Origin of the sequence: Lacticaseibacillus huelsenbergensis (assembly GCF_029726355.1) — a bacterium.
GTDB lineage: Bacteria > Bacillota > Bacilli > Lactobacillales > Lactobacillaceae > Lacticaseibacillus > Lacticaseibacillus casei.
Genome location: NZ_CP120687.1, coordinates 1,801,154 through 1,820,545, shown reverse-complemented (window position 1 = coordinate 1,820,545; position 19,392 = coordinate 1,801,154). Strand labels below are relative to the sequence as shown.

At 41.1% G+C, this 19,392-nt stretch carries 19 protein-coding genes and 2 pseudogenes; 10 read left to right on the top strand and 11 right to left on the bottom strand.

The window, feature by feature from the left end; translation table 11 throughout:
• Positions 1–216 precede the first annotated feature (216 nt).
• The 6 genes and pseudogenes from LHUE1_RS08315 (at position 217) to LHUE1_RS08290 (ending at position 4,642) form a co-directional block, all read left to right on the top strand.
• Positions 217–468, top strand: a complete 252-nt coding sequence (locus LHUE1_RS08315) for an IS3 family transposase (RefSeq protein WP_002816285.1) — start codon at positions 217–219, stop codon at positions 466–468.
• Between the two features lie 152 nt (positions 469–620).
• Entirely contained in the window at positions 621–1,364 is a 744-nt protein-coding gene (locus LHUE1_RS08310) for an IS3 family transposase (protein WP_112199634.1), read from the top strand.
• Between the two features lie 174 nt (positions 1,365–1,538).
• Positions 1,539–2,645: an SLC13 family permease gene (locus LHUE1_RS08305; RefSeq protein ID WP_049145074.1), complete on the top strand. Its 1,107-nt coding sequence runs from the start codon at positions 1,539–1,541 to the stop codon at positions 2,643–2,645.
• A gap of 193 nt (positions 2,646–2,838) precedes the next feature.
• Positions 2,839–3,176 (top strand): annotated as a pseudogene (locus tag LHUE1_RS08300) (DUF1722 domain-containing protein).
• A gap of 236 nt (positions 3,177–3,412) precedes the next feature.
• Complete coding sequence (locus LHUE1_RS08295; protein WP_003587174.1) at positions 3,413–3,805, top strand: UPF0236 family transposase-like protein; 393 nt, start codon at positions 3,413–3,415, stop codon at positions 3,803–3,805.
• A 49-nt stretch (positions 3,806–3,854) separates the two neighbouring features.
• Positions 3,855–4,642 (top strand): IS5 family transposase gene (locus LHUE1_RS08290; RefSeq protein ID WP_109990064.1). Its coding sequence is split into 2 segments (ribosomal slippage): positions 3,855–4,122 and positions 4,122–4,642, totalling 789 coding nucleotides; the frame shifts between segments, so codons are not numbered across the junction.
• Between the two features lie 4 nt (positions 4,643–4,646).
• Here the strand turns inward: LHUE1_RS08290 and LHUE1_RS08285 are convergent.
• The 5 genes and pseudogenes from LHUE1_RS08285 to LHUE1_RS08265 form a co-directional block, all read right to left on the bottom strand.
• Positions 4,647–4,886, bottom strand: a pseudogene (locus tag LHUE1_RS08285) (hypothetical protein); the annotation flags it as partial.
• 276 nt (positions 4,887–5,162) lie between these two features.
• Positions 5,163–5,720 carry a hypothetical protein gene (locus LHUE1_RS08280; RefSeq protein WP_003567312.1) on the bottom strand — a complete coding sequence of 186 codons (558 nt, stop codon included), beginning with the start codon at positions 5,718–5,720 and terminating at the stop codon, positions 5,163–5,165.
• A 200-nt stretch (positions 5,721–5,920) separates the two neighbouring features.
• Positions 5,921–7,249, bottom strand: coding sequence for a glycoside-pentoside-hexuronide (GPH):cation symporter (locus LHUE1_RS08275; RefSeq protein ID WP_016388654.1), 1,329 nt, complete (start codon positions 7,247–7,249; stop codon positions 5,921–5,923).
• A 50-nt stretch (positions 7,250–7,299) separates the two neighbouring features.
• On the bottom strand, positions 7,300–8,220 hold the full coding sequence (locus LHUE1_RS08270) for an IS30 family transposase (protein WP_003574021.1): 921 nt from the start codon (positions 8,218–8,220) through the stop codon (positions 7,300–7,302).
• Positions 8,221–8,481: 261 nt separating this feature from the next.
• Positions 8,482–9,165, bottom strand: coding sequence for an IS6 family transposase (locus LHUE1_RS08265; RefSeq protein ID WP_002816607.1), 684 nt, complete (start codon positions 9,163–9,165; stop codon positions 8,482–8,484).
• Positions 9,166–9,437: 272 nt separating this feature from the next.
• On the opposite strand from LHUE1_RS08265, the gene LHUE1_RS08260 reads away from it, so the two are divergent.
• Entirely contained in the window at positions 9,438–10,880 is a 1,443-nt protein-coding gene (locus LHUE1_RS08260; protein WP_003586782.1) for a hypothetical protein, read from the top strand.
• Between the two features lies 1 nt (position 10,881).
• Complete coding sequence (locus LHUE1_RS08255; protein WP_003607129.1) at positions 10,882–11,991, top strand: hypothetical protein; 1,110 nt, start codon at positions 10,882–10,884, stop codon at positions 11,989–11,991.
• A 244-nt stretch (positions 11,992–12,235) separates the two neighbouring features.
• Here LHUE1_RS08255 and LHUE1_RS08250 read toward each other — a convergent pair whose 3' ends face one another.
• Both LHUE1_RS08250 and LHUE1_RS08245 read right to left on the bottom strand, forming a co-directional pair.
• The gene (locus tag LHUE1_RS08250) at positions 12,236–12,634 is read right to left on the bottom strand and encodes a DUF1722 domain-containing protein (protein ID WP_003586778.1); all 399 of its coding nucleotides are present in this window, start codon (positions 12,632–12,634) and stop codon (positions 12,236–12,238) included.
• A gap of 165 nt (positions 12,635–12,799) precedes the next feature.
• A complete protein-coding gene (locus LHUE1_RS08245) occupies positions 12,800–13,288 on the bottom strand; it encodes a hypothetical protein (RefSeq protein ID WP_126353753.1) in 489 nt (162 codons plus the stop codon).
• A 143-nt stretch (positions 13,289–13,431) separates the two neighbouring features.
• Here LHUE1_RS08245 and LHUE1_RS08240 point away from each other — a divergent pair, with 143 nt between their 5' ends.
• Positions 13,432–14,124: an IS6 family transposase gene (locus LHUE1_RS08240; protein ID WP_279280294.1), complete on the top strand. Its 693-nt coding sequence runs from the start codon at positions 13,432–13,434 to the stop codon at positions 14,122–14,124.
• Positions 14,125–14,213: 89 nt separating this feature from the next.
• Here the strand turns inward: LHUE1_RS08240 and dld are convergent, their stop codons facing one another.
• From dld to LHUE1_RS08225, 3 genes are all read right to left on the bottom strand, one after another.
• Positions 14,214–15,893, bottom strand: a complete 1,680-nt coding sequence (gene dld, locus LHUE1_RS08235) for a D-lactate dehydrogenase (RefSeq protein WP_049176748.1) — start codon at positions 15,891–15,893, stop codon at positions 14,214–14,216.
• 203 nt (positions 15,894–16,096) lie between these two features.
• The gene (locus LHUE1_RS08230) at positions 16,097–16,852 is read right to left on the bottom strand and encodes an IS3 family transposase (RefSeq protein WP_279280242.1); all 756 of its coding nucleotides are present in this window, start codon (positions 16,850–16,852) and stop codon (positions 16,097–16,099) included.
• Positions 16,849–17,244 carry a transposase gene (locus LHUE1_RS08225; protein ID WP_011674191.1) on the bottom strand — a complete coding sequence of 132 codons (396 nt, stop codon included), beginning with the start codon at positions 17,242–17,244 and terminating at the stop codon, positions 16,849–16,851. Before LHUE1_RS08225 ends, LHUE1_RS08230 begins: the two co-directional genes overlap by 4 nt.
• 196 nt (positions 17,245–17,440) lie before the next feature.
• Between LHUE1_RS08225 and LHUE1_RS08220 the strand changes: the two genes are divergently transcribed.
• A complete protein-coding gene (locus LHUE1_RS08220) occupies positions 17,441–18,064 on the top strand; it encodes a zinc ribbon domain-containing protein (RefSeq protein ID WP_049176456.1) in 624 nt (207 codons plus the stop codon).
• A 159-nt stretch (positions 18,065–18,223) separates the two neighbouring features.
• On the opposite strand, the gene LHUE1_RS08215 is transcribed toward LHUE1_RS08220, so the two are convergent.
• On the bottom strand, positions 18,224–19,387 hold the full coding sequence (locus LHUE1_RS08215) for a PrsW family glutamic-type intramembrane protease (RefSeq protein ID WP_003587127.1): 1,164 nt from the start codon (positions 19,385–19,387) through the stop codon (positions 18,224–18,226).
• Positions 19,388–19,392: the final 5 nt, after the last annotated feature.

The following is a 19,392-nucleotide window of genomic DNA, read 5'->3' as shown; positions in this document are numbered from 1 at the left end:
TTCTCATGATTTCCCTCTTCTGGTTGTAGTACGACCGAAGGTGTTTTTTTATGGAATTCCCGTGATCAAAGAGTTTAGTTATTTTCCTACCCAGTTTACAATTCAAGTGTAACACCCTAATAGCTAGACTCAAAATGGATGTAAGCTGATTCCTGAGACAACTTTTAAGAGAGGGTATAATGAATAAATCGTCTCTCAAAAGGAAGGAATTTTTACATGCCAACTCGTTACGACAAAGAATTCAAACAAAACATTATCAACCTATATAAGCAAGGCGAATCAGCTGCCCAACTGGCCAGAGAATATGGCATTGGCTATTCAACAGTTCATAAGTGGATCCAGGGCCAGGCCAAAACTCAATCCGGTAAATCGCCAGACGAAATCAAAGCGATGGAAAAGCGACTGGCTTCGCTGTCTGAGGAGAACGAAATCCTAAAAAAAGCCCTGGGCTTCCTTGCGCAGAAGTAACCAATATCTTTGATTACATTCACCAAGAAAGCCATCACCACCAGGTAACCAAGATGTGCCGAATCCTCGGTGTTTCCAGAGCTCAGTATTATCGTTATCGATCCCCCAAACCTTCAAAACGCCGGGCCGAAGATGCGGACTTGTAACAACGGATTCTGCGGATCTTTGCGGAATTTAAGCAGCGATACGGTGTTATGAAGATCCACCATGAATTGAATCTGGAACTTCAACCACTGCAGCTTCGGTGCAGTCCACGACGGATTTCCCGGCTCATGAAGGAACTGGATATCCACTCCGTTACCGTCAATAAGTGGAAAGCGGCTTCGGCTTCCAAAACCAAGGTTGAACAGCGTCCCAACTTGCTTAAGCAGGATTTCTCGACCACTGGTTTAAATCAAAAATGGACCGCTGATATGACCTATATTCAAACGAAGCGTAATGGCTGGTGTTACTTATCAACCATCATGGACCTGCACTCACGACGGATTATCGGCTATTCGTTCTCAAAAAAGATGGATACTGATTTAGTCTTAAAGACCCTTGAAAGCGCGGTTAAAAATCGAACCATTACTGGGGACCTGATTATCCATACGGATTTAGGATCACAGTATACCAGCGATGATTACAATCAACGTTTAACTGAACTACATATCCGCCACTCATACAGCCGTAAGGGTTGTCCGTATGATAATGCGCCAATGGAATCCTTTCACGCTTCCCTCAAAAAGGAATGTGTTTATCCAGTGCCGGTCTTTGAAGATTATGAAACTGCCGCTGCCGTCCTTTTTGAATATGTGCATGCTTTCTACAATAGGAAGAGAATTCATAGTTCACTGGGCTACCAGACCCCCTTACAAGTTGAAATTGCAACACTTACGAGCCAAATGGCCGCCTGATTTAATGCTTTCCAGGGTTCAAATAAGTTATTAATCGCGATTAATGATTTATTTGAGCTGTGGAAGGTAAACGCGGTTCTGAATGTCTCTTAAAATCTGTCTCAAATATTGACTTCAATCCAAAATATTTTACACAAACTGATACTACAAGATGAGGAAAAAGGAGAGCGCCTAATGGGTACCGTTTTTCGCCGTACCATCAGCGACAAAATTTTTATTACTGCTTTAGTTTGCGCAGGACTGAGTTTTTTGATTGGGACGCCACAATTTACCGATATTAACTGGAACACGATTGGAACGCTCTTATCACTTATGATTGGAGTTCAGTTATTACGAACCATGCATATTTTAGATGCATTAAGTGACTGGCTTTTAGTCAAATCACAACATACTCGACAGATGACGCAATTTTTTATTTTACTGGCATTCGGTGGATCAATGATTTTGACCAATGACATTGCTATTCTAACTTTAGTTCCCACTTTTATGACATTAAATCGTCATCAGAAGGGAGCAATTGCTTACCCATTGACTCTAATCGTGATGGCGGCAAATCTTGGAAGTTCATTTACACCTATTGGGAATCCTCAAAATTTGTTCCTTGTGACATCTTATCACATTGATATATTAACCTTTTTCAAATTATCGGCTCCTCTGATGATTGCCAGTCTGATTCTTCTGGTAGCGTTAAGCTTGTGGGTACCACGAAAGTCCTTAACGATGGTTCCCGCAAAATCAACTACCATTCATGTTAGTCAAATTGGTATTGCAACTTCCCTGATTGGGTTTATTATGCTCGTAATTTTTAACTTGATACCAATTTCATTAGTTATTATTGTTACTATTATTGTTGGTTTGAGAATTGATTGGCACGTCTTTCAACATGTTGATTACGCTTTGCTCTTAACATTCGTCTGCTTTTTCCTTTTTGTTAGTGCTATTAGTCACAACTCCTATATTACTCTCTGGTTAAATCAGCTAATGCAAACACCGCAGAGCGTTTATATTGCTAGCCTAATGACTAGCCAAGCGATTAGTAACGTTCCAGCCGCTATCTTACTGGCCAATTTTACAAAGTACTTACCAGCCTTATTCCTAGGTGTTAACATAGGTGGATTGGGATCAATTGTGGCCTCCCTTGCAAATTTGCTTGCAGTAAAACAATTATTGCTGTTTAGCGAAGAACAGTCATTGTGGCATTTCCTTAAAGTGTTCACTGTGTTAAATCTGATTGGTTTATTAATTTTGGGTGTTTTTGGATGGCTTTACTTGTTAATGTGAGCACGGTAGCCACCATAAACAATTAAAGTTTCTTGAAAGGTGCTCTTTCAATCTGAAGTTGAAGTCTCTTAACCAAGCAAACTAGACACAAAACTCATGAAGGTCCATTCACGAGTTTAGCGTAAGCTTTTCAATCTACTTCAGTAGAACGCTCTGATGCTTTACGTATAATGACATAAAATGGAGATAAAATATGAATTGGCAAAAAGTTTGGGCAGTCAACAAATATTGGGTAATGTCTAAATCACAGCAACAATATGATTACATTCGTTTACTGGCGAAGAATAATCAATGGACGCCACAAAAGACACAAGAACTAGGGAACATCATTGACTCACTTGAATCGGTTTCGCCAACAAAACAAACATTAACAACAACGTATCAACATATTTGGGGATATTTCAAAAAAAATGTACCGATGAAGAGTTACATCAGTATTTAAGATTATTAGATAATTTGCAACCGAACAATGATAAACTAGGACCTTTTTTGGCCCAATTAACTAACAAGTACCAAATTGATTACCTTTAAAAGTCTAGAATTATAATTGAGCTTAACGAAAGAAAAGACTAGTCTGTTTTTACAAAGTAAATTTTAAATTCTCCCAAAATTACAGACTCATTATATAATACAGGACAACAGATGAAATTTAAGGCTTAGCGTAAAGTTTAAGTGGGTAAATTATCAGAAACAAAAAGGGAGCGATCCCTACTCATGCTAGAATGTTAATGACAAATCAACCAGCTAGCAATTAGGAGGAATCACTCTTGAACTCTATCTTACAACAAATCATCACAGAAATGATGACATCATTTGGAAACTCTGCCTTTGATTTACTGACAGGAAAGTTAGACTTTGCCAATCTAGTCATCGAAACTCAAAAAAGTTTTGGAAAGACTCTTTGTCAATTACTTGGTGTCATGCTGGAACAACAAGATCAGGTTTTGGCGGATTCTTCCTACCGGAAGCAGTTTTTTAAAATCAAAGATATGCGTGAACGCCATGTCGATACCAGCATTGGCACTGTATCTTTTCGCCGTCGGTACTATGAAGATGTTCGTACCAATGAACGCATCTTTTTGCTTGATGAGCAGATCGGCCTTGAAAAAAGTAGTCGGCTCGGTCTCGACCTCAAGGCCAAGTTATTAGAACCTGTCTAGTATCTGCTGAATCTGGTAGAATTGTGGAAAACCGACTGAGGAGTTTGTCATGCCAGATTATCCAAGCAATATTTCTCGAGCGCAATTTGCGTTAATACAACCTGATTTAGAAAACTTCCGTAAGCATACAAGACCGCGTCGTTATGATCTTTATGACGTATTCAATGCCATCCTTTACTCGCTTACTACAGGGTGTCAATGGCGTGAATTACCGCACGATTTCCCGGAATGGCATACCGTCTACCGCTATTACGATATGTGGCGAGATAAACCAGACCCGACAGCTGATTCGCTATTAGAAAGGCTTTTAAAAAAACTGTCGCTTCCTATCGTTTTGCACAGGGCCGATCGGCCCGAACGTCGTTTGTGATTGTTGATGCTCAAAGTGTTAAAACCACTGATTTAACGAAAAATAGTGGCTACGATGGCGGCAAAAAGATTTCAGGGATTAAGCGTCATATGGCGGTTGATATTAATCGTTTACCACAAGCCATTCTCGTGACACGAGCTAATGTATCAGATCGTTCAGGTGCATTGGCTATGTTTAGTTTGGCTAGCCAAAATTTAGAGCTGGTTCAGCCTGTCATGGTTGATGGTGGCTACACTGGCAATGACTTTACGGATCAAGTGATGCTCATTTTGAATGCTAAGACGACGGTAGCTAAACGCAACGAGTTGCATACGTTCACGGTGTTACCGCAACGATGGATCATTGAACGTTCATGGAGTTGGCTAGACAAATGTCGGCGACTTTGGAAAAACTGTGAACGCGCCCTTAACAGCAGTCTTCAAATGATTGTATTGGCCTTCCCGAAGATAGTTCTTAAAAGATACTAGACAGGTTCTCAGAACTGCTCATTGCTGCACTTATCTGTTTCTTGTCAGACTCAATTGTGTCTTGGCTAATTGCCGCTTGTCCGCTCGCATCGTTCTGGTGTGAGGATGGATCGGATTTTGGCGCCGCACGGTCATGTTCGGTGATGTTTGTCTCACCGTTGTCGGCTACAGGGACAACGGCGCTGCCGACCTGGGTCAGCATCAACATCGCCAACATGACGATATGGATCAACTTCTTAGGCATCTGTGCGCCTCCTTCCATTGTTTCCGGCGTCTCTCTTCTTCCAACACCAGCTTAACAAGTTGACCCCGCGCAAAGGAATGGTAATGTTCGTTATTTAACAATATTTTTTAACGGTGCATACTTATTGACATTATAGGTATTAATCTTTACATATAATGTAAAAAGCTCTACTTATAGGTAAATAAGGTCTTCAAACCCAAAAGTAGCCTTGAAACAGCCGGCGTATTGCCAGTAAGTTTCAAGACTACTTATAGGTTATTTATTTAACTAATTAGTTTAAGCTTTGATGATTTTCCCAACTGCAATTGGTAAAGTAACGTGGGCATCGTAGTTCATGACAGTTCCTTGAACAGTAGCCGGTAGCTTCAAGGTATCCGGCACACCATGAATATAAATGACCCTTTTATCAAGCTGCAAATCGTCACTGCCAAAAGCGGCTTTAAACGCTGTCTGCAATTCCTTCAGATCAACGAGTTTGTCATAAGCATAGTGACCTTCTGCATCAGCCACTGGGTAACTGTCATTTGGCACATGCATCTTGGCCGGTTCAGCGTCAAATGGCACCATCGTTGTACCGGAAACCGGTTCTGTTTCTGGCAGATCAACGAAACCGTCACCATTAGCATCTTGTGCCGCTGTGGCGATTTCTGCTGGCTTACCATCCGGGAATCCGTGGAAATGTTCCCAATGCTGCACATTAGCAGGTGTATCAAACATATCGATATGAATCTTCATTTGCGCACCATCAATCGTGAACGTCGCGGCACCGTGCGGCGCGGTGCCAATCTTCTCAGCGTTCAATGGCACGATTTCTGCTGTATACTTTTCAGCCATGCAAAGCACTCCTTTTAGATTTAGACTCAGTTTCAGTATAGTGCTAACTGGAACGACTCACAATCTATTGCATTTCAAAAGTGAGGTTGCAAGATTATTTGGCCAATTGCAATAACCGTTGGCGCAAAAAGGTAATAATATCACACCGCACCGGTGTTAGTTAGCAAATCAAAAACTATTATTTAGAATATAATTCGGACTTATTTTCTTGCTTCTATTGCTCGTTCAATCCGCCCCTCATCATAAAGCCGCAATACAAAATACATCCCCACATAAATAACCAACGGAATCCAAACATAATTCAAATTAATCATGGTGAGAGTTGCGGCATTCTGGGTTCGATTGGCAACGTAACCCGAAAAGTGAAACAAACCAGCTGTAATCAAGCCGCCAACACCAAGGCCGACGTTAACGCCAAAGTCATCCGTTGAAGCCAGAATTCCCTCGGCTTGGATCCCCATGCTGGCACCATAACGGATTGTGTCAGCAATCATGATTGAGACGAGGCCGATAATGATCCCATTGCCAATCGAGTTAATCAAGACACCGCCAAACAAGAACCACAGTATTTTGGTATAAACCCCAACCGCAATCACGGCTTGACCAACCAGCGCCATTAAAATACCGCGAAGCATCGTTTGCTTCTTACTGCGAACCTCGGTAATTCGAATGATCAGCAATACCCCGATTAACGCTGCCAGGGTAAAACTGTTAGCTAGTGGTACCAGGTTTTCGTTTCCCACCGTATATTTAAAATAGTAAATGGTTGTCTGATTCTTAATTGCCGTCACCAGCCAGTACATGAGAATCACGATTGACATAACGATCCATGGCTGATTATGTTTCAACATTTTTAGGACAGTTGTTAACGGTTGATGGGCAATTTCAGGATTCGCGAACCGTTCGCGAACATGGACAAACGTGTTGATAATCAAAAGAAATGAAATCAGGCTAAACACGAAGATTGTGCCCAAGAACCCTTTTTGCTGATTACCGTGGCCGAAGAACGCAACCAAGGGTAATGTGAATACCGCCACCACAATTTGAACCGAACTGCCAAAGAATTGACGAATGACACCCAACAACGTCAACTCACGAGTATTCTGCGACATCGTTGGTAAGATTGACGTGATTGGCAGATTAACAGCCGTATACAGAAATCCAAGGCCTAAATACGTCACATATGCCCAGATTAATTTACCATTATACGAAAAGTTAGGCGTCACAAAGGTGAGAACCGCAAAAATAACGTAAGGTAACGAATACCAGAGGAAGAACGGTCGGCTCTTGCCAAACCGTGAATGTGTGTGATCAATCATGATCCCGATGACAAAACTTTCAACAACGTCAGCTACCCGCGCCACGACAAATAAAATGGCCACCGCGCTTGGTGTCAGTCCATAAACATCCGTGTAAAAGAATAGCAAATAGGTCGTCATCATTTGAAAGACTAAATTATCGGCGGCGTCACTTAAGCCGTAACTAATTCGTTCGGGCCACCGTGTTACCCATTTCGTCGTGCTTTTCATCCCATCATCGCCTTTAGCGAAATTGTTAATCCTAGATTGCAATAATAAAGTTACCACCTAGAAAGAGGCTTGCTCACTGCTTGAACTGGGGTTTGCCAACGGAGACATTTTCTAGGTTTGTTATTGATAAGCGCTGTGGCTTGTTGAATATCGGTCTCTGAAACCTGATCAAACTGTGTTCCCTTCGGGAAATAGTAGCGAAGTTCTCGATTGAACCGTTCATTTGTGCCCCGTTCATTCGGGTGATAGGCGTGGCAAAAGTAAACCGGTATCCGATAGCGCTTTGTAAGCGCCTGATCGCAGGAAAACTCTTTACCGTGATCAACCGTCACTGATCGAACCGGACCCGGAAAGTCCACCATCAGTCTTGCAAATCCCTTGAGAACAGCATTTTGTGATAAGTTTTCAAGCTTAGTTGTCGCCATTAAACGTGTCACCCGATCGACAATGGTCAAAACAGCAGCCTTTGACCCGCGACCACCGCGAACTGTATCCATCTCTAAATGTCCTTTTTCGGTTCGCCGATTAGCTGACTCACTGCGAATCTCAATTGAGGTGCCTACTGCTTGGTTATAGCGCGACCGAAGGTCTTGTCTTCTTTTATGACGTTTACCGTGATCAAAGAGTTGGCTTGGCTGAAAATCGACTTGTCTTTGATAAATCCAGTGGTAAATCGTGTGTGGCGCACAGTGAACGGCATAACCGACCATTTCAGGGGACCAACCTAGGTTTAGCTTCTCAGTTACCATCCGCTTCAACTTAGGCGTTAAAATCGAGTGCCGACCACAACGATGCCGACAAGTATCGGCATGATCCTGAGCTATAATGGCGCAGTAATCACCTTCAGGGCAACGGTGAAGCTCATGCCTAATAGAAATACGAGAGCGGCCTAAGGTCGCGGCGATGTATTGAATCGTGTGGTGTTGCATCAGTTCTATCTGAGATCGTTCAATTAAGGTTATAATGGCCATGGGACCTGTCCTTCTCTCTAGATGGTATGTTATGCAAACACCATTTTAGCAAGAACGGACAGGTCTTTTTTCACATTTTCTGGGTGGTAACTTTAATTATGCAATCTAGGAATCAACTTTATCGTACTCTAAAATTAGTTCTCATGATATAGATTGTACACAATTTGGATGTAAGCTGATTCCTGAGACAACTTTTAAGGGATCTGGTGCAAACAGTCTGAGAGATGACCATCTAACCAGCTATTGATCCTATGTTGAAGGTTATGCAGCTAACAATGCTTCTAACTCGTCCACGACTGAGAACCCGATGAGACTTAACTCTCGTCGGGTTCTTTTGCGTATTGCGTGAACAATTTCCACACCGCTCAACGTTGCACTAGCGGTTCGAATGCTTTGAAAGCTTGCTGAGCGGACACGATGACGTTTAATGAATCGGTGGTCCTGTTCAATCAAATTATTTCGATATTTGGAACATTGGTGGGCTGATTTGCTCAAATAGTCTTGCTTTATCAGGTGCTTCACTGCTTTCAGTGTTGCCCGATATTGATCAGTGACTAATCGATCAGGCCGACCATTGGTCGTCAAGAGACGCTTCAAAAAGTGATAGGATGCGGTATAATCGCGGTGTTTTCGTAGCTCAAAATCCATGGTCAAACCGTTACTGTCAATAGCGCGATACAAATAGGCCCAACGGCCTTTAACTCGAATATAGGTCTCATCGATTCGCCAACTTTTAGCGTGAGCTGTTTGATGCCGACGCCATAGAGCCTTAAAGATGGGGCCATAGTGATGAACCCAACGCATGACCGTGGTGTGATGAACAGTGATACCCCGATCCCGAAGCAATTCAACGATGTCACGATAGCTGAGACTGAATCTGAAATAGTAGCCAACGGCTACTAAGATGATGTCCTTTTGAAAGTGGCGTCCCTTAAAGTGATTCATGCGCGCAATCCCTCGTTTCTTGGCACCCAGTATACTAAAATCAAGTCAGCGAGGAAAATTTGCACCTGAACCACCCGAAGAAGTGGCAATCTCTTCGGGTTTTCAGTAATCACTGAATTGCAACAACTAATAGCTGCCTGAAGCCAACAGTGTCAGTTAAACGGGTAGAACTTAGTCATTTATTGAACTTTGCACCAGAACCAGTTTGAGTGCAACAATATCAAATCAAAAGACATGGTCAGAATAATGATCATCTTGAGTGAGGTGCGTAAATGGATAATGCAATCATAAATAAGGATATTCTCCTTAATTTAAGCGTTGAGGATGGGGGCTTTGATTTTTCTACATCGATTGCTGATGCAATGGCGAAAGCTGAAACAGAGCTTGTCGTTTTGAATGAAACGGTAGATTCGATTAAAGGTCTGAAACCAGACTGTGATAAGTTGGATTATATTTTGGCTACAAGTTCTGGTGCCTTGTGTGGTATCATCGACATTTTTTTAGTGGGTAAGCCTGGTGAGTCACCTTTAGGTAATATTACGGATAAATGGTTTGTAGCCAGAATGATAGATTTTGCAAAACTGTGCAATCCGGAAAAGAAAAATTTTGATAGCCTTGATTCCGCATTGAGATTCTTGGAGAAGAAATTTAAGGTTCCATATGACCAGACCGGACTGGGTGACGCTGGAAAGACTATTTTCGATTTGACTGCCAAAAATCATCATTTCAAATCTCTTGCACACAATCCGAGTTTGTTGGGACTGTTCTTTTCGATACTCGACCAGTTCAGCAATACATCTCATTTTGTTACAGACGGTCAACTTGTTTCTTTGCAACAGGCAGATGAAAAATGGGAACTACGAGGCGGAAATATTCCAAGTAAGCTGTTCTGTGGATTTGCTAACTGGATAGGTCATCTTATTTCGGATGTATCCGGTTCATCGTCAAGTGCGGCCAAAGGTAATCGCGGCACGGGCCTTCCATCTCCATTGTGGACATGGACCAATGACATTATTGCCATAAAAGCTAAATTGGGACTTAGTGTAACTGAAACGGACAAAGCTATGAATGAGCTGGCTCTAAACATTTTTGAAAAAGGCTATGATATTCGGTTCCAGACAGCTCAGGCTATACCAGTATTTTTGAACGAGCTTCTTGTTAGACTCATTTATGCTATTCGCCGTCTATTCAGATATTTTTCAGAAATTCCAAAGACAGAACGCTCCTTTGCGCTCATGTGGAAGAAATGTGAACCATTCTCAAATGCTACAGTTAAGCGAATGTTGACGGTTGCACATGGTACATTCTGTTTGGTTGATGTCGGTGATGCAGTGGGCAGATCGCTTATAGCTGGTGGAGGTACTTTTAATGCGGTAGAGTTTGTCTTACGACTTAACGTTGTCGGAGTCGGACGATTTGCAATATCTCTCTATGGTGAAACGAGGAGAGCGATTTCCTATAATCACGCAAAGAAAGAATTCGATTTTGCGTCAAAGGAAACCGTTATTGTTAGCAATTACATAGAGGGTCTGAAAATTCTGGCACATCAGTACGACGACCACCACCTGTTAATGTTTATCAGTGACTTCGAAAAAAGCGATGCTTATATAGAAGCTTTTGGAAAATCAGTAACATTAGCAGAAGTGCGTAATGTTCCCGTAAATAGAATTCTGAAAAGTAAGCCGGACATCGACAAGTACTTTGGAGGAAAATAATATGGCAAAGAAGTCATCAAAACTTAAAAAAGCGCAACAGAAAGCAAAAGCTGCTGCACAGAAAACGAATCAAAAAATAAATGAGCTGGGAAAATATACCAGTTCATTGTACACCTCATTGACCACGATACAGTCGTTATTTGACCGCATTCGCAATGTGCCGGAAAAAAACATGCTGAAATATGAGAAGTTAAAAACAATCAGAGTTAACTGGAAACAGCAGGCTGAGAAAATAGAACTGGAATATAAGAAAGCGGAGGTAAAAGCTACTGGTCAAGGCGTTGCTGGTGTTGGTGCCGGTGTTGCTGTTGCTGCGCTTGGCCCTACAGCTGCTATGGGTATTGCGACCACATTTGGAGCGGCTTCTACCGGAACAGCAATATCTGCTTTGAGTGGTGCAGCATTTACAAATGCAGCGCTGGCATGGTTAGGTGGAGGTGCTTTAGCTACTGGTGGCGGTGGAATGGCTGCGGGCAGCGCCTTTTTAGCACTTGCGGGACCTGTTGGCTGGACGATTGCCGGCGTTTCTATTGTAGCAAGCGGTCTGATGTTTTTTAAGACAAACAGCGATAAGGAAAGACTTGAGAATACATACACGCTTATTAGTAACCGTGACATCAAATCATACGAACTTGCTATTGTCGAACTAAGTAAGCGCATTACAAGAATCATAGATGAATCTGAGAAATTAAGAGAAGCCATTGTGAAGATAGAAACCTTCGGAACTGACTACACCAAGATGACGGAGGCTCAACAGTATGAGTTGGGTGCATATGTCAATCTAATGGAAGCATCCACCGCGCTACTTGTTAATCCAATTTTGGGGCTTCAACCCAAATATTCAGAGCAGGATTTTGATAAGTTGTGTGCATCTGAAAGCGAATTGTACAGACGCTATTTTAAGACTCACAAAACTATGATTATTTCGATGGCAAACTTGCTTTATAAAATCAAGCTCGATGATAAGGATAAAAAGTTGCTGGCTAAATCTTTGAAAAAAAACAAAGACTTCTTATCATCGGTACAGATGGCAAAAAAGAAATTTGATGCAGCTGATATTTCAATGATTGAGAGAGCATTGAATTATAGATACAAATACAGCACATACTAAAAAACGCCTCATCGCCGGAATCAAATCCAGTGGTGAGGCGTTTTTGCGTCCATGAAGTTATGCCTATACTTCTTTCGATTCTGGTGCAAATATTCTGAAAGATAGTCAAGTAACCAGCAATTTCTGATTACACTTCTTTGGTTAGTCCTAATTTTAGCAATCAATTTTGGAGTGGCTGAATTGTTGGGCAACGCTAATCGTTCTTTTCAAAGGCATAATTGATTGGAACCGGTGAATTAAAAGTCTAATTCTTAGAAATTGATTGGCCTTCTCTTTCGTTAAGCTCAATTATAAGTCTAGATTTTTGGAGGTAATCAATTTGGTATTTGGCAGTTAATTGAACTAAGAAAGGACCGAGACTATCATTATCAGGTTGTAGCTCATCTAAAAGCTTCAGATATTGATGTAACTCTTCATCGGTACATTTCTTCTTGAAATATCCCCAGATATGTTGATAAGTCGTTACTAACGTTTTTCTTGTTGGTGAAACTGACCCGAGTGAATCAAGAATTTTATCTAACTCTTGTGACTTTTGTGGCGTCCATTGATTATTTTTTGCCAATAAACGAATGTGGTCATATTGTTGCTGTGATTTCGACATTACCCAATATTTATTTACCGCCCAAATTTTTTGCCAATTCATATTTCGTCTCCATTTCAAGTTACTACACGTAAGATCCCACTAAGCTACCTTATTGAAATCCATTTAAAAATGGCCACCGGGTCACTTATTTGTTGCTAGCGTTTGTTGAGTTTACAAGTGGATACGATAGGGTACACCCTAGTGCAACAAATAGATTGATTTAAATTAGTTTATACGCAAACCAATGTCCGTCAATATTAATTTAAGCTGCCTCTCTTTTTGCTCATTTACGACTTCGCTTGAGTCGTTTTCATGTATTTTAGTTGTTGCATAGAAGTAACGGTCGGTGTCTGTACCTGCCAATTCTTCTATCTTACTATCTATTTTATTTTGGGTTTCTTTTTGTGGGTTGTGTGATGTGTAGAACAAATATCTTATGTCTGCAGGAGAGACACTTTCTTCTTCCCGCAAAATCTCTCCTAGGATTTCAAGGTTCTTTAGTATAGCCCAAGCACTATCGCCCTCAGAAATAATTGCAATCCAATAGTCACCGTCTTTAGCACTACAGTGATATATTCCCACGAAATCTGATTCATGATTGGTTGGCTTCTCCTTTGAATCATTACAACTTAGTTTAACTTTTTTTCTCAAGGTTTGTAAAAGTGTTGTTTTACCTGTATCTTGGTTGCCACTAATGTTAATAACTTTCATCACAAGAATTGCCTCCTTCAAAACGATAACTGTAGTATTCGAATTCAGATAAGAAAATCCATTTCAGAATATGTATTCCAGATGGTTCTGGTGCAAATTTTCCTCGCTGACTTGATTTTAGTATACTGGGTGCCAAGAAACGAGGGATTGCGCGCACGAATCACTTTAAGGGACGCCACTTTCAAAAGGACATCATCTTAGTAGCCGTTGGCTACTATTTCAGATTCAGTCTCAGCTATCGTGACATCGTTGAATTGCTTCGGGATCGGGGTATCACTGTTCATCACACCACGGTCATGCGTTGGGTTCATCACTATGGCCCCATCTTTAAGGCTCTATGGCGTCGGCATCAAACAGCTCACGCTAAAAGTTGGCGAATCGATGAGACCTATATTCGAGTTAAAGGCCGTTGGGCCTATTTGTATCGCGCTATTGACAGTAACGGTTTGACCATGGATTTTGAGCTACGAAAACACCGCGATTATACCGCATCCTATCACTTTTTGAAGCGTCTCTTGACGACCAATGGTCGGCCTGATCGATTAGTCACTGATCAATATCGGGCAACACTGAAAGCAGTGAAGCACCTGATAAAGCAAGACTATTTGAGCAAATCAGCCCACCAATGTTCCAAATATCGAAATAATTTGATTGAACAGGACCACCGATTCATTAAACGTCATCGTGTCCGCTCAGCAAGCTTTCAAAGCATTCGAACCGCTAGTGCAACGTTGAGCGGTGTGGAAATTGTTCACGCAATACGCAAAAGAACCCGACGAGAGTTAAGTCTCATCGGGTTCTCAGTCGTGGACGAGTTAGAAGCATTGTTAGCTGCATAACCTTCAACATAGGATCAATAGCTGGTTAGATGGTCATCTCTCAGACTGTTTGCACCAGATCCGTTCAACTTAAATTTTACAATCTATCTTTAGTATTCGCCCCAATATTTAGACATTGTTTGTTTACCAACGCCAGGGTTGAAACTATTAGTTGGATCATTTTTCTTATAGTGCTTGATTAAGGCCGGTGCTGCCAAATATAGATGCCCAACATTGTGTTCGGCTGGATAAACAGCGTGACGCTCATCCAAAATTTTAAGCATTTCTTTTTTAAGTTCATGCGCATCGACGCCAGGTTTTAGAATATAATCCTGGTGCATAACGTGATCAAGTAAGTGACCATAATAAATTTTGTGTTCTATTTTGTCTTCAATCTCTTTAGGCAAATGCTCGAACCACTTATAATCATTACTTGCCAACGCGATATCTAGTGGCAAAATGTCAATACTATCCTGTTTTAATTCTTGATATCGAATCGCAACCCCAGCTGTTACATAGCGGTGAGTTGCCGCTTTACTGGTCTCATTGGCATCGGCTTCAAAGTAGTCGCCACTGGCTTTGTCAAAATAAGATTTGAGATACTCTCGCGCTTCTTCAATACCATTACCAGCCATTTTCAATTGTAGGTAATGGTCGTACTTTTCGTAATAATCATCTAACCGCTTTGGCATTTGATTAGGAAATAAATTACTTAATGTTTGAAGCAAACGATCTGGGAAATAAGGTTTGAAAAACGGAATGTGCTTCAAAAAGCGTTCGCCCCATGCTTTTAGCGCAAACATTTGGGGCAAATGACCCGTACCAATTTTTTCAATCACAATTAGTGAGTCTTTACCATATTTCTTGGCCAATTTATAAGCATTTTTATGCATATATTCACCAGAAACAGGCAATTCTTTGAATGTCGTCATAATATGGCGACGAATATCTTCCAACTCATCGGGATTATTCGTTCCAATGTAAAACATTTGTGTTTTTTTATCCATTGGGAATGTATCTAAGCGGACAGCCAATGCCGCAACGTGACCGGACGATCCAGATACTTCATACAATTCTTTAGGATTTGCATTGTATCGAATAGGCTTATCAGATTCAACGTCACGCACAACCTGTTCATGATGGAACATTGAAGCATGATGTTCAGTAGCTGGTACTTGATTCAAATCAAAATTGCGGTTCTGCAAATTAGTAATAATCTCTTCGGGCGTTTTGCCCAAATCAATGCCTAAATGGTTAACTAAGTGCATTTCGTCATGTTCATCAATCCAAACATACAATGATAGCTCTGTATAAGCTGGACCTCTTCTGATCAAAGCACCACCAGAATTGTTGTTAATACCACCAATGACCGATGCACCCAAATTAGATGAGCCAATGACTGAATGTGGTTCACGTTTAAGTGGTCGCAATTCATTTTCTAAGTGAAACAGTGTCGTACCGGGGAATGCTAGTACTTGTTCCCCATTATTGATTAACTGTAAATCTTTAATTTTCATGCCGTTCACAACAACTGCAGAACGGTCATAACCTGGGGCTGGTACGGATCCCTCAGTCAAACTAGTGTTGGCTGCTTGCATAATAATGATAATATTGTTAACATGCAAAACATTAAGCACACGCCACATTGCCATTAAAGTGGTTGGAAATACGACTGCAACTGCATCGCCCTTACCTGAGCGGTACCCTTTCCTAAAACGTAAAGATTTTGCTTTGTTAGTAATAACATTTTTTTTACCAACAACATTGACTAGTTCTTCGACTAAGTCCATATTAACTTCTCCCCTCTATAACGTTTGTAAAAAACGTTTTAATCATTACGCTTTCAATGATACGCTTTTTTGATGCGTATCTGGATTGAAGTCAATATTTGAGACAGATTTTAAGAGACATTCAGAACCGCGTTTACCTTCCACAGCTCAAATAAATCATTAATTGCGATTAATAACTTATTTGAACCCTGGAAAGCATTAAATCAGGCGGCCATTTGGCTCGTAAGTGTTGCAATTTCAACTTGTAAGGGGGTCTGGTAGCCCAGTGAACTATGAATTCTCTTCCTATTGTAGAAAGCATGCACATATTCAAAAAGGACGGCAGCGGCAGTTTCATAATCTTCAAAGACCGGCACTGGATAAACACATTCCTTTTTGAGGGAAGCGTGAAAGGATTCCATTGGCGCATTATCATACGGACAACCCTTACGGCTGTATGAGTGGCGGATATGTAGCTCAGTTAAACGTTGATTGTAATCATCGCTGGTATACTGTGATCCTAAATCCGTATGGATAATCAGGTCCCCAGTAATGGTTCGATTTTTAACCGCGCTTTCAAGGGTCTTTAAGACTAAATCAGTATCCATCTTTTTTGAGAACGAATAGCCGATAATCCGTCGTGAGTGCAGGTCCATGATGGTTGATAAGTAACACCAGGCATTACGCTTCGTTTGAATATAGGTCATATCAGCGGTCCATTTTTGATTTAAACCAGTGGTCGAGAAATCCTGCTTAAGCAAGTTGGGACGCTGTTCAACCTTGGTTTTGGAGGCCGAAGCCGCTTTCCACTTATTGACGGTAACGGAGTGGATATCCAGTTCCTTCATGAGCCGGGAAATCCGTTGTGGACTGCACCGAAGCTGCAGTGGTTGAAGTTCCAGATTCAATTCATGGTGGATCTTCATAACACCGTATCGCTGCTTAAATTCCGCAAAGATCCGCAGAATCCGTTGTTTCAAGCCCGCATCTTCGGCCCGGCGTTTTGAAGGTTTGGGGATCGATAACGATAATACTGAGCTCTGGAAACACCGAGGATTCGGCACATCTTGGTTACCTGGTGGTGATGGCTTTCTTGGTGAATGTAATCAAAGATATTGGTTACTTCTGCGCAAGGAAGCCCAGGGCTTTTTTTTAGGATTTCGTTCTCCTCAGACAGCGAAGCCAGTCGCTTTTCCATCGCTTTGATTTCGTCTGGCGATTTACCGGATTGAGTTTTGGCCTGGCCCTGGATCCACTTATGAACTGTTGAATAGCCAATGCCATATTCTCTGGCCAGTTGGGCAGCTGATTCGCCTTGCTTATATAGGTTGATAATGTTTTGTTTGAATTCTTTGTCGTAACGAGTTGGCATGTAAAAATTCCTTCCTTTTGAGAGATGATTTATTCATTATACCCTCTCTTAAAAGTTGTCTCAGGAATCAGCTTACATCCATCGTTTCAGATATTTTACAGGGAGTTGCCGGTAACTGTTGCTATAATTAGCTTTAAATAGGGGAAAATTTAATTAAGCGAAAAGTAGAAGTTAGCTTCAAGTAAAGGGGAATATTATGAAATATTGTATAAAGTGCGGGGAACTACTAAAGAAGGAGGACCAATTTTGTGACCATTGTGGCGCTAAACAACCCCACATCGAGGAGAGTTCTCACAGCATTGAACTGAATGATCTAAATGGTTTGAAGGGAAGGCAAGGGTTAGAAGTTGATTCTAATAACAAACGTCGGAGCATGAAACCATATCCGATAAGCATTGTTGGGCTCATTGCTATTATTGTTATCGCTTTTGTAGGCCTACAATCGTTTAATGTATACAAACGTAATAATTTAACCCAACAAGAAATTGCTGATATTGGTGCTACTGTTGTAGATGAACATATGAGTGGATGCGACGTATCATATTCAAAAGAAGCTAATCAATTAACCATCAATGCGTCTGAAGGATCCGCACTGTATGACAAGCTTATTGACATTCTTGATGATCAGGATTCTCCCAGCGAATTAAAAACAGTTAAAAACAGTTTAGAAAAAATTTCTGCTGAACTATCGCCTAAAATGCCTACATCACTGAAGGATGTGAATATTGTTCTGCTGAATCCCTTAAATAGTAACCTAGATTTGTACATTGCATCTGAAGGAGAAGTCACGTATGACTACATCAAAGAAAATGATGATTAACAGTCATAATATCAATTTGATTATAATTAGCAAATGAATTTTCTGCGGCTACTTGAGATTATTGTGGGCAGTGTTTCGAATATTTATAGAGATCTACCCATAGTGATTGCTCTAATGACATTAGATTTTACGAGATGAGGTTAGTATGCGAGTGAGAAGTCATCCTTGTTTGATTCTTGAGACCTGCTTTAAACCAGCGTTAATCAGGACAAATGCAATAAGCCACGCTACTACTATGAGCGTGATATAGGTTATCATCAAACTTCCCATCAGCGCGATTCCTTTATCCCAAAGCGCATGTAAAACGATTACACTTCCAAGAAACACCCAAAAATTAGGAATGAGTAATTGATGATAATTGAATCTTTCAGATTTTTTAACCATCACAAGCGCACCGCCGCTAATCGCAGCCCAAACCACATGCCCACCTATCGCAATCGCAGCACGTAATAAGGCCGTTTGAAGCAATAGATTACCCGAATTATAAATATAGCCAGCTGTTTCAAAAGCAGCAAAGCCACCTCCCACTGCAGCACCTATGAGGATACCGTTCAAAATATATTGATAGTTCTTGCGGCGCACAAAATAGATCACAATAAACAGCTTTCCAAGTTCCTCAACTATCCCAACAGAAATCGTGTCTGACCATGTCATCATGCCATAAACTTGATTTTGAACCGAAAAGGATACAAATTGATATAGAAATAGCGTGACAAATAAAGATAAGGCACCCCCCAAGAAGAACACCTTTAAGACTTCATAAAAACTGATATTACGATATGTATTCATTTCGAAGAAAAACACTAATGCACTAAACGGTACCGTAAAGGCTCCGATCATGATCACACCTGGAATGGCATTAGAGTTATCCATATCAGCTGCAATGTAGACAAGTAACATGAAGATTGCTCCGAAGAACATCAAAATTCGAGAAAAAAGCCATGGACGCCCCCAGTCTGCAGAGACCTCTGACACTGTGGGCGTTGTTGTCACAGTTCCAGCAATGAATATTTCCTCAGCTTCATTTTGGGAATGGCGCTTAAATACTTCAGAAAATAGATTCTTGAGATTGATATTGACCGGACCGGTTTCTCCGGTGTAATGATTCAATGCTGTCGTAGCACTTTGCCAAATGGAAGAGTGTTCTGCCGCCTTTTGATTTAATGCGGGCCCTCTTTGTGTCAATCGCATTCCTGAAGCATTATTTGAAACACTTTTTATTTGCTTTATTGGTTTCCCACATTTTGGGCAAAAATTCGATTGAGTTGTTAACCTTTCTCCACAGTTCACACAAAAATTAATTTTATCACTATTATTAGCCATAGATT

What these genes read in the sequence shown, in the direction of transcription:
- LHUE1_RS08315 (WP_002816285.1), top strand. Translation starts at nt 217, where the DNA reads ATGCCAACTCGTTACGACAAAGAATTCAAACAAAACATTATCAACCTA.
- LHUE1_RS08305 (WP_049145074.1), top strand. Translation starts at nt 1,539, where the DNA reads ATGGGTACCGTTTTTCGCCGTACCATCAGCGACAAAATTTTTATTACT.
- LHUE1_RS08280 (WP_003567312.1), bottom strand. Translation starts at nt 5,720, where the DNA reads ATGGCTGAAAAGTATACAGCAGAAATCGTGCCATTGAACGCTGAGAAG.
- LHUE1_RS08275 (WP_016388654.1), bottom strand. Translation starts at nt 7,249, where the DNA reads ATGAAAAGCACGACGAAATGGGTAACACGGTGGCCCGAACGAATTAGT.
- LHUE1_RS08270 (WP_003574021.1), bottom strand. Translation starts at nt 8,220, where the DNA reads ATGGCCATTATAACCTTAATTGAACGATCTCAGATAGAACTGATGCAA.
- LHUE1_RS08265 (WP_002816607.1), bottom strand. Translation starts at nt 9,165, where the DNA reads ATGAATCACTTTAAGGGACGCCACTTTCAAAAGGACATCATCTTAGTA.
- LHUE1_RS08260 (WP_003586782.1), top strand. Translation starts at nt 9,438, where the DNA reads ATGGATAATGCAATCATAAATAAGGATATTCTCCTTAATTTAAGCGTT.
- LHUE1_RS08255 (WP_003607129.1), top strand. Translation starts at nt 10,882, where the DNA reads ATGGCAAAGAAGTCATCAAAACTTAAAAAAGCGCAACAGAAAGCAAAA.
- LHUE1_RS08250 (WP_003586778.1), bottom strand. Translation starts at nt 12,634, where the DNA reads ATGAATTGGCAAAAAATTTGGGCGGTAAATAAATATTGGGTAATGTCG.
- dld (WP_049176748.1), bottom strand. Translation starts at nt 15,893, where the DNA reads ATGGACTTAGTCGAAGAACTAGTCAATGTTGTTGGTAAAAAAAATGTT.
- LHUE1_RS08225 (WP_011674191.1), bottom strand. Translation starts at nt 17,244, where the DNA reads ATGCCAACTCGTTACGACAAAGAATTCAAACAAAACATTATCAACCTA.
- LHUE1_RS08220 (WP_049176456.1), top strand. Translation starts at nt 17,441, where the DNA reads ATGAAATATTGTATAAAGTGCGGGGAACTACTAAAGAAGGAGGACCAA.
- LHUE1_RS08215 (WP_003587127.1), bottom strand. Translation starts at nt 19,387, where the DNA reads ATGGCTAATAATAGTGATAAAATTAATTTTTGTGTGAACTGTGGAGAA.